At 68.1% G+C, this 15607-nt stretch carries 13 protein-coding genes and 1 pseudogene; 5 read left to right on the top strand and 9 right to left on the bottom strand.

Annotated features, from left to right (window positions below; genetic code table 11):
• Window positions 1–100 precede the first annotated feature (100 nt).
• Window positions 101–589, top strand: coding sequence for a 5-(carboxyamino)imidazole ribonucleotide mutase (purE, locus tag PSV00_RS00380; RefSeq protein WP_300443485.1), 489 nt, complete (start codon window positions 101–103; stop codon window positions 587–589).
• Window positions 590–1663: a 5-(carboxyamino)imidazole ribonucleotide synthase gene (locus PSV00_RS00385; protein WP_300443488.1), complete on the top strand. Its 1074-nt coding sequence runs from the start codon at window positions 590–592 to the stop codon at window positions 1661–1663. It abuts the gene before it with no gap.
• A 163-nt stretch (window positions 1664–1826) separates the two neighbouring features.
• On the opposite strand, the gene PSV00_RS00390 is transcribed toward PSV00_RS00385, so the two are convergent.
• Complete coding sequence (locus PSV00_RS00390; protein WP_300443490.1) at window positions 1827–2498, bottom strand: COQ9 family protein; 672 nt, start codon at window positions 2496–2498, stop codon at window positions 1827–1829.
• Window positions 2499–2731: 233 nt separating this feature from the next.
• On the opposite strand from PSV00_RS00390, the gene rpsU reads away from it, so the two are divergent.
• Window positions 2732–2998: a 30S ribosomal protein S21 gene (gene rpsU, locus PSV00_RS00395; RefSeq protein WP_201104539.1), complete on the top strand. Its 267-nt coding sequence runs from the start codon at window positions 2732–2734 to the stop codon at window positions 2996–2998.
• 342 nt (window positions 2999–3340) lie between these two features.
• Here the strand turns inward: rpsU and PSV00_RS00400 are convergent, their stop codons facing one another.
• From PSV00_RS00400 to PSV00_RS00425, 7 genes and pseudogenes are all read right to left on the bottom strand, one after another.
• Window positions 3341–4765, bottom strand: a complete 1425-nt coding sequence (locus tag PSV00_RS00400; RefSeq protein WP_300443493.1) for an ABC transporter permease — start codon at window positions 4763–4765, stop codon at window positions 3341–3343.
• Window positions 4762–5724 carry an ATP-binding cassette domain-containing protein gene (locus PSV00_RS00405; protein ID WP_300443496.1) on the bottom strand — a complete coding sequence of 321 codons (963 nt, stop codon included), beginning with the start codon at window positions 5722–5724 and terminating at the stop codon, window positions 4762–4764. Before PSV00_RS00405 ends, PSV00_RS00400 begins: the two co-directional genes overlap by 4 nt.
• A gap of 188 nt (window positions 5725–5912) precedes the next feature.
• Complete coding sequence (locus PSV00_RS00410) at window positions 5913–6545, bottom strand: M23 family metallopeptidase (RefSeq protein WP_300443499.1); 633 nt, start codon at window positions 6543–6545, stop codon at window positions 5913–5915.
• A gap of 219 nt (window positions 6546–6764) precedes the next feature.
• Window positions 6765–8585: an autotransporter domain-containing protein gene (locus PSV00_RS00415; protein WP_300443502.1), complete on the bottom strand. Its 1821-nt coding sequence runs from the start codon at window positions 8583–8585 to the stop codon at window positions 6765–6767.
• A gap of 90 nt (window positions 8586–8675) precedes the next feature.
• Window positions 8676–9905, bottom strand: a complete 1230-nt coding sequence (gene serA, locus PSV00_RS15280; RefSeq protein ID WP_366944624.1) for a phosphoglycerate dehydrogenase — start codon at window positions 9903–9905, stop codon at window positions 8676–8678.
• Between the two features lie 132 nt (window positions 9906–10037).
• Window positions 10038–10730: pseudogene (locus PSV00_RS15285) on the bottom strand (HAD-IB family phosphatase); the annotation flags it as partial.
• Window positions 10615–12024: an SDR family oxidoreductase gene (locus PSV00_RS00425; RefSeq protein WP_300443507.1), complete on the bottom strand. Its 1410-nt coding sequence runs from the start codon at window positions 12022–12024 to the stop codon at window positions 10615–10617. The gene PSV00_RS00425 and the pseudogene PSV00_RS15285, both read right to left, overlap by 116 nt.
• A gap of 133 nt (window positions 12025–12157) precedes the next feature.
• Between PSV00_RS00425 and PSV00_RS00430 the strand changes: the two genes are divergently transcribed.
• Both PSV00_RS00430 and PSV00_RS00435 read left to right on the top strand, forming a co-directional pair.
• Window positions 12158–13102 carry an Hsp33 family molecular chaperone gene (locus tag PSV00_RS00430; protein ID WP_300443510.1) on the top strand — a complete coding sequence of 315 codons (945 nt, stop codon included), beginning with the start codon at window positions 12158–12160 and terminating at the stop codon, window positions 13100–13102.
• Between the two features lie 47 nt (window positions 13103–13149).
• Window positions 13150–14157: a hypothetical protein gene (locus PSV00_RS00435; RefSeq protein ID WP_300443513.1), complete on the top strand. Its 1008-nt coding sequence runs from the start codon at window positions 13150–13152 to the stop codon at window positions 14155–14157.
• Window positions 14158–14272: 115 nt separating this feature from the next.
• Here PSV00_RS00435 and PSV00_RS00440 read toward each other — a convergent pair.
• Window positions 14273–15607, bottom strand: a 1335-nt coding sequence (locus tag PSV00_RS00440; protein WP_300443516.1) for a gamma-glutamyltransferase family protein, incomplete at its 5' end; no start/stop codon positions are given.

The following is a 15607-nucleotide window of genomic DNA, read 5'->3' on the forward strand; positions in this document are numbered from 1 at the left end:
GGCCTCTTTCCCGGAGCGCGATCCAGCCGGTATCGGACCCGATTGCGCCCCAGTCCATAGTCAGGAACGCCGCACGGCGGGCCTGGGGGAGCTTGGCGATATGGCGACGACACCGCCCGTGGCGATCATCATGGGCAGCCGCTCGGACTGGCCGACGATGAAGCGCGCCGCCGAAACCCTCGACCGCCTCGGCGTGGCCTGGGAGGCGAAGGTCGTCAGCGCCCATCGTACGCCCAAACGCCTGTTCGACTTCGCCTCGGGGGCGCAGGCCGCGGGCTTCAAGGTCATCATCGCCGGGGCCGGTGGAGCCGCCCACCTGCCCGGTATGGCCGCCGCGATGACCGAACTGCCGGTGCTGGGCGTGCCGGTCCAGTCGAAAGCCCTCAGCGGCCTCGACAGCCTGCTGTCCATCGTCCAGATGCCCGGCGGCGTGCCCGTGGCCACCCTGGCCATCGGCGAGGCCGGGGCCACCAATGCCGGCATCCTGGCCGCCCAGATCCTGGCCCTGTCCGACGAGACCCTGGCCGGTCGCCTCGCCGGCTACCGCGAGGCCCTGACCGAGTCGGTCCACGAGACGGTCGAGGACTGAGTGGCCCCGCTTCCGCCCGGCTCCACCCTCGGCATCCTCGGCGGCGGCCAGCTGGGCCGGATGCTGTCCCAGGCCGCCGCGCGGCTGGGCTTCGACGTCGTCATCCTCGATCCACAGGAAAACAGCCCCGCCGGGCGCGTCTCGCGCGGCCAGATCGTCGCCGCCTATGACGACCCCACCGCCCTCAACGTCATGGGCCGGGTCTGCGATGTCGTCACCTTCGAGTTCGAGAACGTCCCCGCCGCCTCTATCGAAACCCTGGCCGGAGGCGGGGCCCTGGTCGCGCCCGGCCCCACCGCCCTGTCCACGGCCCAGGACCGGGTCGTGGAAAAGACCTTTCTCAACGCCGTCGGGGCCACCACGGTCGATTTCGCCGCCGTCGACAGCCTCGACGACCTGACTGCCGCCGTGACCCGCCTGGGCCTGCCCGCCCTGCTCAAGACCCGCCGCGACGGCTATGACGGCAAGGGCCAGGCCTGGATCCGCACCGCCAAACAGGCCGCCGCCGCCTGGAAGGCCATCGGCGAGGTCCCCGCCATCCTCGAGGCGAAGGCCGACTTCACCCGCGAACTGTCGATCATCGCCGCCCGCGGCCGCGACGGCACTATCGCCGTCTATCCGCTGGGCCAGAACCACCATGCTGGCGGCGTGCTGGCCACCACCCTGGCCCCGGCCGCGGTCGATACGAAGACCGACACCCGCGCCCGCGCCATCGCCACCGCCGTGCTGGAAGGGCTCGACTATGTCGGGGTCATCGGCATCGAGCTGTTCGACCTCGGACACGGAACCCTGCTGGTCAACGAGATCGCCCCCCGCGTGCACAACACCGGCCACTGGACCCAGGATGGCTGTGTCTGCGACCAGTTCGAACAGCATATCCGCGCCGTCGCCGGCTGGCCGCTGGGCCCGACCACGGCCCACGCCCGGGTCGAGATGACCAATCTGCTGGGCGAGGCCGTCAACGCCTGGCCGGCCCTGGCCGCCGAACCCGACGCCCGCCTGCACCTGTACGGCAAGGCCGAGGCCCGCCCCGGCCGCAAGATGGCCCATGTGAACCGGGTGAAGCCTCTTTAACTGTCGTCATCCTCCGGCGAGCGCAGCGAGACCGGGGGACCCAGCGGCGCGCGTGAGCGCGAAACTGCCGCGAGCGCGGCTGCGTCCTCCACCGTCTCGCCTTCGGCGCCGCTGGGTCCCCCGGTCTGCGCGGCTGCGCCGCTTGCCGGAGGATGACGAAAGGTCAGGTTTCGACCTTCGCCCCGTAGCGCATCCGGCTCAGCATCTCCGTCACCCGCTTCATCGGGGCGTCGAAATCCTTGCCCGCCTTCCATTTCTCGAAGGCCATGACGTTCTCGATCCGCGCGGCGACAAAGGCCTCGGCCGCCTCGCGTCCGTCGAACCAGCGCAGGGTCAACGCAGGGATGAGAATCCCCGACAGGATGGTGCGCTTGGAATAGTGATTCCAGTCCGTCGCCGTGTCCCCGGCCCAGTGCCACAGGTGGTCGGCGCTCTCCCACGCCAGTTTCAGCCCCAGATCGGCATTGGTCGGCAGGGCCAGGAAGGCGGCACAGCGGCGCGTGGCCTCAAGATCGGCGGCCCCCGCCTCCATCCGCGCCGACACGGCCCGGGCGATTCGCTCGCGCATCTTCAGGGATTGGGCCTCGACCGTGGCCAGCTCGGCCAGGGCCCGGGCGTCATGACGGCGCGACAGCAGGACCGCCAGATCGCGCGCCCCATTGGGCAGCAAAAGCTCCTCATCGCCCCGCGACAGGCCCTCGGCGGCGCAGGCCGCCCGCACCATCGCTGAATTCCACCCCTGCTTCGGGGCCAGAGCGACGGCGGAGTCCAGCACCGCCTGCTCCATCCGGTCGGCCCAGTCGCCCTCGGGGGGCAAGGTCTGCGATGCGGTCATGGCGCGCCCAACGGCCTTCGACTAGAGTGAAATCACGGTCTCCAGCCCGCAGAATAGGCCTTCCGGGCGGGGTTCGCGAGCCACGATCTCCCGCCGCGACGATCTGGACACGGGGGGGGCTCTCGTGTATCAGCCCGCCTTCACCCGTGGGCCATGCTCGGCGGTGCACGATTTTATTTGTCTGCCCGTCTCCCTTTGAAAGGACGCGGCGGGCGGTCAAAGGAGAGATAACCCTGGTACAGATTTTCGTTCGCGATAATAACGTCGATCAAGCGCTCAAAGCCCTCAAGAAGAAAATGCAACGCGAAGGCAGCTTCCGTGAAATGAAGCGCCACGTGCATTATGAGAAGCCTTCGGAGAAGCGCGCCCGTCAAAAGGCCGAGGCTGTCCGTCGGGCCCGCAAGCTGGCGCGCAAGCGTATGCAGCGCGAAGGCCTCCTGCCGCCTCCGAAGCCCCGCGTGCCGGGTCCCGGTGCTGCCGGCGGCGGCAACCGCTCTTAAGCGAACGCCACTCCAGGATTTCAAGGGCCGCCCCGGGCAACCGGAGCGGCCTTTTCCTTGTGCGATTGTCTCCTCCCTGTCGCGAAGCGATGGGGAGGTGGATCGACGGCAAAGCCGGCGAGACGGCGGGGCTGTCGGCTTCAGACGCGATCGGGCCCCTCCACCGCTTCACTCTTCGCTGTCGTCATCCTACGGCGAGGCGTAGCCGAGACCGGAGGACCCAGCGGCGCGCGAGAGCGCGACCCTGTCGCGAACAGCCTGGCTGAACAGATCACCTTCGGTGCCGCTGGGTCCTCCGGTCGCGGCGCTGAAGCGCCGAAGGATGACGACGACGAAGAGGTCCTACCGCCCGCCCTTCACCGCCCCGACGAAGCTCTTCCAGCTCAGCTTGATGTCCGACAGGGCTCCGGCACGGAAGGCGCGACCGGCGACCCAGACCATGAACAGGGCAGTGACGAACATACCCGCCATGGTGCCGACGATCTCGATCATCGGCGGGGCGCTGTGCATCCGGGCCAGCATCAGGAAGGGGGTGAAGAATGGCACCCAGGACAGGATCTGGACCACCGGGGCATTGGGCGTCTGCAGGGCCATCTGCATGACCAGGATCGGCACCACCAGGATCATCATGATCGGCCCCATCAGGGTCTGGGCGTCGCGCGGCGTCTCACAGAAGGCCCCGATGGCGGCGAACAGCACCGCATACATCAGATAACCGCCGACCATATAGGCCGCGAAATAGCCCAGCATCCCGCCGTGTAGCAGCACCTGACCGATGTCGCCCGCCCGGTCCGGGGCGAAGGATATCAGGCTGACGGCGCCGATCCCGCCCCAGGCGGCCATCACCGTCAGCGTCAGCAGGGCCACGCCCAGCACCTTGCCGGTCAGGATCTCCGTCGCCGAGGCCGAGGACAGCAGGACCTCGAGGATCCGGTTCGACTTCTCCTCCATCACGCTGTTCAGCAGGATCGAGGCTCCGGTGATGATCAGCGACCACAGGATGAAGCCCGAGGCCAGACCGATGAAGGCCGGGGCGCGGTCCCGGAACGACAGCTCGCCGCCACTGATCGATTTGGGCGAAAAGGCCATCACCTCGGGCTCGAACCGCTCGGTCTCGGCCACCACGGCGGGGTCGATGCCGGCGGCCTCGAACACCTGGCGGCTGTTGGCCGTGCGCAAAGAACGTCGCACAAAGCTCTCGACCGTGCTGTTGGTCGTGCCGGCCGTCCACACCCGGGCAGCGGGGCGGCCATCGACACGGGTCAGGAAGACGACCGCATCCAGCCGGTCGGCCTTGGGAGTCTCATCCCCCAGATAGCGTTTCACGACCGCATCCTGATCGGACCCCGGCGCGGCCGCGGCCATGTCGGCGGGGGCGTCGACCAGGCGAATACGCGATCGCCCCAGGGCCGCCACGGCGCTGGAACTCGCGCTGTTCAGCATGGGACTGGCCGCCGCGGTCTCCGCTCCGGCCTCTGGACCAGTCGGGACCATGGCCTGGGCGGCCTGGGTAGCCTCCTCGGCCTGGGCCGAACGTCGATCGATATCGGCCTGCAGCGCCTCGCGCACCGCCAACGCCAGGCCGGTCGCCGCCGGCCCCTCCTCGATCAGCACCACTTCATTGACCGGCTCGGACGACTTGATCAGCAGCGGAATGCCGCCGCCCAGGACGGCGAACAGCGGAAAGGCCAGCAGCGACAGCCAGAAGCCGACCGTGCGGGCATAGGCACCGTATTCGCGGCGCGCGATCAACAGGATACGTTTCATCGAACGACCTCCGCCTGGGCGGCCTTCACCGACTGGTCCTGGTCGGGATGGTCCCCGGTCAGGTCGATAAAGGCGTCATGCAGGCTGGGCTCACGCAGTTCGAACCGCCGCACGTCCAGACCGCCGAGGAAGGCCGCCTTCAGCGCCTCCTGCCCCTGGCCGCCCGGCGACAGCTGGGCCTTCAGCACCCGCACCCCGTCCAGATCCGAAACCGTATCGACATGGGCCACGCCCGGCAGGGCGGCGGCCTGCTCCGGGGCGATCTTCCCCTCCAGTTCCAGGAACCGGCGCGAGGTCGCCCGCGCCTCGGTCACCGTGCCCTCGAAGGCCTTCTGACCCCGGGCCATCAGTACGACCTTGTCGCACAGCCGTTCGGCGTGCTGCATCACATGGGTCGAGAACAGGACGGTGGCCCCGTTGGCGGCCAGATCGCGGATAATGCTCTCCAGCCCCTGCTGGTTGACCGGATCGAGGCCCGAGAAGGGCTCGTCCAGGATCACGAACTCGGGGCGATGCACCACGGCGGCGATCAGCTGAACCTTCTGGGACATGCCCTTGGACAGCTCCTTCATCTTCTTGCGCTTGGACTCGCCCAGCCCCTGGGCGTCCAGCATCTCGCGGGCGCGACGGCGACCCTCGCTGGCCGGCAGCCCCTTCAGCGAGCCGAAGAAGGCGATAGCCTCGACCGGCGTCATCTTCTTGTAGAGACCGCGCTCCTCCGGCAGGAACCCGATCCGGTCGCGCACCTTGCGGCCGTCGTTCGAGCCGAGGATGTCGATCCGTCCGGCACTGGCCGACTGCAGGCCCAGGATCATGCGGATGGTCGAGGTCTTGCCCGCGCCATTGGGGCCCAGGAAGCCGCAGATCGTGCCCTTCTCGACCTGGAAGCTGAGATCGCGCACGGCCTGGAAATCGCCGTATCGCTTGCTCAGTCCGTCGAGTGTCAGTGCCGCCGTCATGTCGCCTCCCGGATCGTGACGGCCAACCTAGCAAGCCCGGCGCCGGTCTCGCTACCTGAAAGGGACCCACAACGTATGATTGATCAGCTCGCGCCCCACCCCGCTCCTGCGGGGTGAGACCCCGGGGAGCGACGATCTTCGGGTCTCAGGGACCGATCCAGCGCTGCCGGGATATCCCCGCCGGGAGATCAGGCCTTGCCGGACTTGACCACCACGTCGAACGACCGTCCAACGACGCGCGACGGATCGACGATCCGGCCGTTGCGTTCGATCTGAAAATGCAGATGCGGACCGGTCGAATAGCCGGTCGAGCCGACCAGGCCGATGCGCTGACCCGACTCGACCGTCATACCCGAGGCCACATCGATCCGGCTCAGATGGCCATAGAGACTGGTCATGCCGTTCGGGTGGCTGACCTCGATGAAATTGCCAAAGCCGCCGGCGTCATAGCCGGTGCGCAGCACCCGGCCCTCGGCGCTCACCTGCACGCGGGTCCCCTTGGGCGCGGCGATATCGACCCCCTTGTGGGCCCGGGCCCGCGCCTCTCCGGCCAGTTTGCGCAGACCGTAGGGCGAGTTGACGCCATAGCCGCGCACCGGGGCGCTGAACAGCAGTTGACGGGTTACCGGCCCGGCAGGCTCGGCCACGGCGCGCAGCGGCGGGCGGGCCGGGGTCTCGGCGGACACGGCGGCGGCCTCGGTCGCCTGCACCGACACGCCCACCGGGGCGGCGGCCATGGCCAGGACAGCCATACCGGCCAGGATGGCGGTCTGGCCGGTATGAATCAGAATCGACCGTGCGGTCGGCAACAGGCTTCGCATGGAGGCGACGTCTCCGGCTTCGGCTCAGGGAGCGGGATGGGACGTCGTCGGGTCCGCCTGCGGCGCACCGGGGCGAACGACGCCGGTAAGGCCGCCGTTCTAAGACTCCATGGGGCGACTTTGGGGCGTCGCCAGCGTCAGGTCGTCGCAGGGGTGGAACAAGCGAAGGGCGCGCCACCCTGCGGTGACGCGCCCCCCGGTCTGATGGTTCAGTCTGCTCTAGAGCGGCAGGCTGAAGGTCAGGGCCCCGCTGTGGCTGTCGGCCTTGTCGCCGAACCGCCCGCGATAGCCGGCCGAAACCTTGACCGGACCCATGTGGGTTTCCAGCCCGGCCGAGGCCAGGAAGGAGCCGCCGAACGGATCGTCAAACTCCCGGTCCAGGATCTGGGCCGGATTGCCGGCGATCCCGACCCGGACCGGGTCGAAGCTCTCCGACAGACCATCGCGATAGCCGCCCTCGACGTAGAAGGACATGCCCTCACCGCCACCTTCGGCCCGCAGCGAGATCTCGCCACTGACGCCCTGCAGGACGCGGTCCTGATAGGCATATTCGGCGGCCGCGCCGGTCTCGTTATAGCCGTTGACCGTGGTCTTGACCCAGGTCACTCCCACGCGCGGCGAGATGGCGATACCGCCCATGTCGTACCAGATGCCGGTCTGCACGCGTGCGCCCAGGCTGCCGCCGTCGGTCTCGCCCGTATGGACGATCGGCGCCAGTGAGGTGAGCCGCTCGATATTGTCGAACTTCTCGATCGCCGCGCCGGCGCTGGCGTTGGCGAACATATTGCCCGACCGCCAGCCGGCATAGGCATCAAAGCCGTAGCTGCGCTGGTCGAAGGACATCGCCCCGGCCTTGACGTCCGTGGTGCGGAACGATCCGGCCAGGCCGACGCGCCAGTTCGCGCTGGACACATGATCGATGGCCACGCGTCCGCCCCAGCCGTCAGCATCGGTCTCGGCGACGGAGCCGCGGGCGTCGGTCTTCACGCTGTCGGTCAGAACCCCGAACATCAGCCGGGTCCCGGCCTCCCAGGGCGCGTGACCCGAGACGGCCTCGCTCGACAGGTCCAGCATGTCCTCGCGCTGGCGGAAGGCGGTCTCGCCCTGCACCGTCGACTGGGCACCGATGTCGCCATAATAGAGATAGTCGTTCGACAGGGCCGCCAGCAGACGATGCCCTGCCGCCGTCGGGTGCACCGTATCCCAGTAGAAATACGAATCCGGCGAGGCGCAGACCGTCAACCCGTTGAAGCAGGTGTCCTGCACATTGGTCAGGCCGAAGGCTCCCGGATCGGCGGTGATCACACTGCCGACCTTGAACAGGTCCATCATGATGATGTTGGTGTTCGGATTGGCCGCGGCCGTGGTCATCAGACCGGTCAGAAGCGCCCCGTTGAACGTCGATGCGCCGTAGTCGGCCAGCGCCGCCGCCGGCAGGCCGGGTCCCTGGTTGAACTGCGGCGTCACGCTCAGCCGGGGCAGATTGGAGACCAGGATGGTCCCCGCGCCGGCCGCGGCCACACTGTTGGTGATGAAGGTGATGTCGGTCGCCGCGCTGATCGCCATCGCGCCCAGGGTACCGGTCGGATTGACGGCGACCGCTGCGACAGGAACGCCCTGCAGCAGGTTGTTGGCCCCGCCCAGGATGCTGACCAGATCATTGGACCCGAAGGTGCCGCCGCCGCCCGTATAGGCCAGCAGCTGGTTGCGCATCCCCGGCGGGAAGGCCGAACTGTCCGAACGTGCGCCGCCGTAGGCATAGTTGATGCTGCCGGTCACCGGGGCACCGAGGGCCGACCGGCCGGCGTTGAAGCCCAGCAGTTCGGTGAAGACCGGCCCGTTCGAAAATCGACCCAGGTAATAGGGGGGCGAGGTCGGCGTCGTATTGCCGGTGGCGGCATACAGGTTGCCGTTGTCGCTCAGGCTGTCGCCAAACACGACCAGTCGGCCATAGCTCTGGGCACTGGCGGCACCGGCCACCGCACAGGCGGCCGCGACCGTAAGAGCTGCGAGCGCAGCGCTACTCAGGAAACGAGACATCAGAAAACCTCCCTCAACCGTCGATACGCGGTCGTTGGAGCCCACTCTGCGCTGCTTTCAGCCTCGCGCAAGATGCCGCGACGGAAGCTTCTAGTGCAACATGCGGAACTTCAGCGTTCCGACGACCTCTTTGACCGCCTCAAGAGCACGGGGCTCATAGTCACGATCGACGTCGGTGATCACATAGCCGGTCCGCTCATCGGTCTTCAGATGTTGCCCGAGAATGTTGAGCCCCGCACCGGCCAGCGCCCTGTTGAGGTCGGCCAGAACCCCCGGCTGGTTCCGGTGTATATGGAGAATCCGGTGCGCGCCGGTCACCTCCGACAACTGAACATTGGGCAGGTTGACGCAGAAGGTCGTGTCGCCACGATTGAGGTATCCCAGCAGCCGGTCGGCCGCGAATTCGGCAATCGCCTCCTGGGCTTCCTCGGTCGATCCGCCCACGTGTGGCGTCAGGATCACATTCGACAATCCTCTGAGCGGACTGTCGAAAGGTTCGGCATTGGTCGCGGGCTCCTCCGGGAAGACATCGACCGCCGCCCCGCCGATTCGTCCCGATCCCAGCGCCTGGGCCAGGGCCCCGACGTCCAGCACATGACCCCGTGACAGGTTCAGCAGCAGGGCCCCCGGCTTCATCCGGCCCAGTTCGGCCGCCCCCATCAGGGCCGCATTCTCGGCCCGGCCATCGACGTGAAGGCTGACCACGTCGCTCTCGGCCAGCAAAGCCCCCAGCGACCGCATCCGTCGCGCATTGCCCAGGGCCAGACGCTCGGTCAGGTCGTGGAACACGACCCGCATGCCCAGCCCCTCGGCCAGCACCGACAACTGCGAGCCGATGGCCCCGTAGCCGACGATGCCCAGGGTCTTGCCGCGCAGTTCGCGCGAGCCGGTCGCCGACTTGTTCCATTCGCCCCGGTGCATGGCCGCGTTCTTGTCAGCCACGTCCCGCATCAGCACGATCATCAGGCCGACGGCCAGTTCCACCACCGAGCGCGTATTCGAATAGGGCGCATTGAACACGGCCACGCCATGGTCAGCGGCGGCATCCAGATCGATCTGGTTGGTGCCGATGCAGAAGGCCGCCACCGCCATCAGCCGATCCGCCGCCTCCAGCACCCGGGCGCTGACCTGGGTCTTGGAGCGGACGCCCAGAACATGGACCCCCTTCAGTCGCGCGATCAGCGTGTCCTCGTCCAGCGCCCCCTTCAGGCTCTCGACCGAATAGCCGGCCTCTTCCAGACGCTCGACCGCTGCCGGGTGGATATTCTCCAGCAGCAGCATGCGGATCCGGTTGCGCGGATAGGACCAGCGCCCGGCGATGCCCTCGGCGTGCAGAACCTCGTCCAGCGAGCCGGCCTCGCCGTCGGCGGCGGCGACCACGGTCTCGCGCCGCACAATTTCCGTAAAGGCATAGAATCGGTCGGCCACCCCGCCCTGACGAACCTCGAAATCGGTCCAGCCGTCCCCGACCATCACCACCGGCCCGGTCAGGCCCAGCCCCGTCAGGGCCTCCACCTTGCCGCCGGCCCCGGCCAGCGGATTGGCGTCGTCGACCCCCGTCATCCGGCCCTCGGCATCATAGACGAGGTCATTGGCAAGAACCCGATCTGCCGGCACGCCGAGCGCCTCGGCCACCGGGGCGATGATCTCGCGGAAACCGCCGGAGACGATGACGATACGGCCCGCATGGCTGCGGAAGAAGTCGCGGTTGCGGGCGATCGACGGGGTCATCGCATCAATCGACCGTTCGGCCAGGGCCGCGACATGCGTCGCGGTTAGCGGCAGCAGGGCCAGCCGTTGTCGCAGGGCCTCGCCAAAGGCGATCTCCCCGGTCATGGCCAGGTTGGTCAGCCGGGCAATATCGGCGCGGATCCGGTCACTCTCCGCGCTGCCGTCGAGCGCCAGATCGGCCAGCTCATCAAGGGACTCAAACGCGACAAGCGTTGAGTCGAAATCAAACACGAAGGTCGGACGGTGGGTCATGCCCCAACCTGACTCACCTTCGCACTTGCAGCAATGGCCTATGCGGTCAGTAGCGGGTCGAACTGCGTGTCGGGGCGTTGGCGCGGCGGGATTCCAGCGCCACGGCCCCGATGGCGGCGGCGATCGTGGCGATGGCCAGCAGGGCCCCGCCCTCCCGGGCATGGCTGCGGGCGTAGCCGCCCGCCTTGTCGGCATAGCGCCGCGCCGTCTTGCCGGTTCGCTTGAGTGATTTGCGCGAGCTGCGTTGTGCGTCGCGATACCAGCGGCCGGCCTTGTCCCGGGTATCCTCACCCAGATCGCCGGCGCGTTCGCCCGCCTCGTCGAGACCCTGCCGGATGTTGCGGGCAAGGTCATCGAACTGATCCCGCAGCGCGCCGGTGTCGAGCCAGCCGCGCGGATCGATCCGGCCGCGCAGGGTCTCGAACCGGGTCGGTCCCGAGCGCTGGTTCAGCAGCAGGGTGGCGAGTCCGACCCCTGCCAGCACCGCCACGACGGCCGTCGTGATGCCGGGATGTTTGCGGACTTCGGCCAGGACACTGAATTGTCGAACCATTGGATAGTGAACCTTTTCCTCGAGGCCGTCATCGGCGGACTCATGGAGCCCGTCCTCATACGGCTGATAGGCGGAACCGCGGTCCCGCATGAGACTGGGAGCGAACCGGGCGAACAGAGGTTCCGCCAGACCCGGCACGGCCGAGTAGAACGCGGCTATGAGTCGCCCGCCCCCACCGACGGTGATCTCGCGAACCGGATGGGTGGCGCAGTACAGGATGGTGTCGGCCACGACATGGGTCGCATAGACCGGCTGGGGATTGTGGACCGCCTGTCCGGTCAGGTTCCGGGCGTGGCGCGAATAGGGGGTGTCGATCGCGGCCGGCTTGACCAGGCTGACGATCACCGGGGTCTGCTCGCGCATCAGCTCCATCCGGAAGGCGTTGGTGAACCCCTTCACCGCATGTTTTGACGCCGAATAGACGCCCTGGACCGGCATCGGCGCATCGGACAGGATCGACCCGACATTGATGATGACCCCGCCGCCCGGTCGGGTCCGAAGATGGTCCGCCGCCACCATCGAACCGTTGACCACGCCCCAGTAGTTGGTCTCGAACAGGCGCCGCTGATCCTCGAGAGTCGTCTCGCGGATCGGGCCGAAGATCGACACCCCGGCATTGTTGACCCAGGTGTCGAACCCGCCGAACAGCCGCCGGCATTTGTCGGCCGCCGCCGACAGGGCGTCGAAATCCGCCACATCCGCCACGGCATAGGCACATCGCGCGCCCTCGGCCTGCAGCGACTCGCACAGGGCCTTCAGATCCGCCTCGCTGCGCGCAACCAGAAACACACAGGCTCCCGCCTTCGCCGCCCGGCGCGCCGTGGCCAGACCCAGGCCGGATGTGGCTCCGGTGATCACCACGGCCTGCTGATCAAGCGGCTTGAGGGTCGGCTTCGCGGACATGATCTGGCCTCGACGGGTTCGGCCGGAGCGGGACGACCCCGGCGGCCCTCCACCGTATCATGTCCCCCTTACTATCGGCGAGACGGGTGCCTATCTTGCATCGCTTCCCCCACGCCGCCTGCGAGGACCCTCCGTGACCGATCACGCGCCCGATTCGACTCCAGTCGACGACATCGCCGCCGCCTTCCAGATCGAAGGCTGGCCGGTGCGTGGTCGGCTGGTGCGCCTGGGCGAGACCGTCGACACCATCCTGTCCGCCCATATCTATCCGGAGCCCGTCGCGGCCCTGTTGGGCGAGGCCTGCGCCCTGGCCGCCCTCGTCGGTTCCAGCCTGAAATTCGAGGGCCGGCTGATCGTCCAGGCCCAGGGCGACGGTCCGGTGCGTTTCGTCGTCGCCGACTATGACACCGACGGCACCATGCGCGGCTTCTGCCGCTTTGATCCGGACGCGGTCGCCGCCGCCTCGACCGGCTTCTCCCGCCCGGGGGCCCAGGCCCTGCTGGGCAAGGGCCTGTTCGTGATGACTCTGGATCGCGGCCCCGATTTCGAACGCACCCAGGGCATCACCCCGATCGAGGGCGAAAGCCTGTCGCTGTGCGCCGAACACTATTTCCAGCAGTCCGAACAGGTTCCGACCCGGGTCAAGCTCGCCGTCGGTGCCGTCACCGACGCCACCGGAACCCACTGGCGCGCGGGCGGGGCCATGATCCAGATCATCGCCGCCGACGACGCCCGCGGCTCGACCGAGGAGGTCTGGGACCGCTCCCGGGCCCTGTTCCAGACCCTGGCCGACGACGAACTCCTCGACCCCACGGTCACGCCTGAAATCCTGCTGTTCCGCCTGTTCCACGAGGACGGCGTCCGGCTCGAGGACGCCCGCCCGCTGAAGGCCGTCTGTCGCTGTTCGATGGACCGTATCGGTTCGGTCCTGGCCTCCTTCGACCCGACCGAACTGGCCGACATGATCGAGGATGACGGCAAGATCCGCGTCACCTGCGAATACTGCTCGACCGTCTATGAGCTGGAGCCGGCAGAGATCGCGGCTGACGGCCCTGCCGCCGACCCCGCGCTCTCCTGAACAGAAGTTCACTTGAGGTTCATGGGGGAGTCCGCCAATGCGATTTCATGATCGCCGCCCTGCTCCTCTCCGCCGCCCTGACAGCCGCTTCGCCCGCCGCCGCGTCGCCCTGCCGTTTCGTCGGCGAGCCCCGGACCTGGACTGAGCAGGCACTTTCGGCGTGGGACACGCTTGATCACCGGCGACTGAGGATTTCCCGACCCGTCACCCCGGTCATCACGCTGTTTGATGCCCGCTGCGCCTACACGCTGACACCCGATCCGGACGGTGACATCCAGGCGGGATCACGGCGCTACAGCGCCCTCGGCGCACCGCATGACGGCCGCATCAGTCTTCCGGACGGGGCGACGGTTCCAGCGCAGAGACTGGCCTTCGCGTCGCCGACGTCGGACGGCGGGATGTTCTTCATCATGGCCCTGCCGTCGCTGTGGCGGGCAGATCGCACCGAACCGCGCGACGGCGACCGCCTGTCGATGGTCGTGTTTATGCATGAGTTCGCCCATACCCAGCAGGCCGCCGGTCTGGGCGCGCGGGTCGACGATCTTCTGGCGCGTGGCCTGCCCGAAGACAGCGACGACGATGTGGTCCAGGACCGCTTTGGTGACCGACCCGGCTATCGGCCCGCCTATGAGGTCGAACGGGACCTGTTCTACAGGGCGGCGTCGATCGCGGACGTGAGCGACGTGCGTACTGCCCTGGCCGCGGCCTTCCGACAGATGGCGGAGCGTCGCGCCCGCTGGTTCACCGGCGGCGACGCCCTGTATGGCGAGGCCGATGATGTCTTCCTGACGCTGGAGGGGACCGGCAATTGGGCCGCCTGGATGTGGCTGACCGACCCGCAGGGCGGCGGCCTGCTGCCGGACGCCGCCACAGCCTTCGTGCGCGGCGGCGGCGGCCACTGGAGCCAGGACGAAGGACTGGGTCTGATGCTCGCGCTGGACCGGTTGATGCCGGACTGGCCGGAGCAGGCCTTCGCCTCCCCGGCGGCGACCGGCGACCAGCTGATCGCCCGGGCATTGGCCGACCGGACTCCACCGGAACGCATCAGGCCCTGACCGGCCACCGGCTGACGGCCGTGGCCGGAACGACCTTGTGCAGCCCCGAAGTCGTCTCGAAACCGTGGCCCGGGAAGGTCCGGCGGCCGGCCAGGTCGACCGTCGTCCCCCCCGCTCAGTACGCCAGCGCGATCCCGTCCTTGCGCATCTCGGTCGCCGCGCCATAGGTCCAGGGGCCGCTGGCGTTCACCTGACGCACCACGTTCTGGTAGCCGCCGAAGCCGCCGTTGGGGCCGCCCAGAACCCAGCCCATGGCCTCGAGTTGCGCCTTTGACGCGGCGGGAACACCGGTTTCAAGGAACAGGGTCCCGACGCCCTCGGCCGGCTGGCCCGTCGGTTCGGACGAGCCTTCATGCTGCCAGCGCGGGCTGTCGCCGGCCTCCTGCGGATCGAGGCCATAGTCGACCATGTTGATGATGATCTGGGCCTGGCCCTGGGGCTGCATGCCGCCGCCCATGACGCCAAAGGCCATCCACGGCTCGCCCCCCTTGCAGGCGAACCCGGGGATGATGGTGTGGAACGGCCGCTTGCCCGGCGCATAGATATTGGGATGGCCGTCGGTCAGGGCGAACAGCTCGCCCCGGTCCTGGAACATGAAGCCGAGCGGATTGCCCTGACCGTCGTCGGCGACCAGACCCGAGCCCATGCCGCGATAGTTGGACTGGATCCAGCTGACCATCATGCCGTCGCTGTCGGCGACGCTGAAATAGGTGGTGTCGCCCTGGGTCGGCGCATCGCCGGGGAAGACCCGGTCCATGACCCGGTCGGGCCGGATCAGCCGGGCCCGTTCGGCGGCATAGGCCTTGGAGTTCAGCCAGTCGACCGGCGTCGCGCTGAAGCGGGCATCGGCGAACCATCGGGCCCGGTCCTCGAAGGCCAGCCGCTTGGCCTCGGCCTGATGGTGGATCGAGGCGGCCGACTGGAACCCCATCCCCTTCAGGTCGAACTGTTCGCAGACGTTCAGGATCTGGTTGGTCGACAGGCCCTGGGTATTGGGACCCAGGCCATAGACGTCGACACCCCGGTAGTTGGTGCGGATCGGCTCGACCCATTCGGTGTGGTGGGCGGCCATGTCGGCCCGGGTCATCCAGCCGCCGATGCGGCGGAAATAGCGTTCGATATGGTCGGCGATGACCCCGTCATAGAAGGCGTCGCGCCCGCCCTCGGCGATCAGCCGCAGGGTGCGCCCCAGATACGGATTGGCGAACACCTCGCCGACCGCCGGGGTCCGGCCGATCGCGGCATAGACCTTCTTGCGGTTGTCGTTCTCCTCGATCAGCGCTGACGAGGCGTCAAAGCCCGCCATATTGCGTTCCAGATACCAGGCGATCAGCTGGGGCATGGGCACCCCTTCCTCGCACAGCTCGGCGACGGGCAGCAGCACGTCCTTCCACGGCAGCTTGCCGTAGCGCTGGTGCGCGCTCCACCAGGCGTCGACCGTGCCGGGCAC

Origin of the sequence: Brevundimonas sp. (assembly GCF_029945885.1) — a bacterium.
In the GTDB taxonomy this organism is placed as follows: Bacteria; Pseudomonadota; Alphaproteobacteria; order Caulobacterales; family Caulobacteraceae; genus Brevundimonas.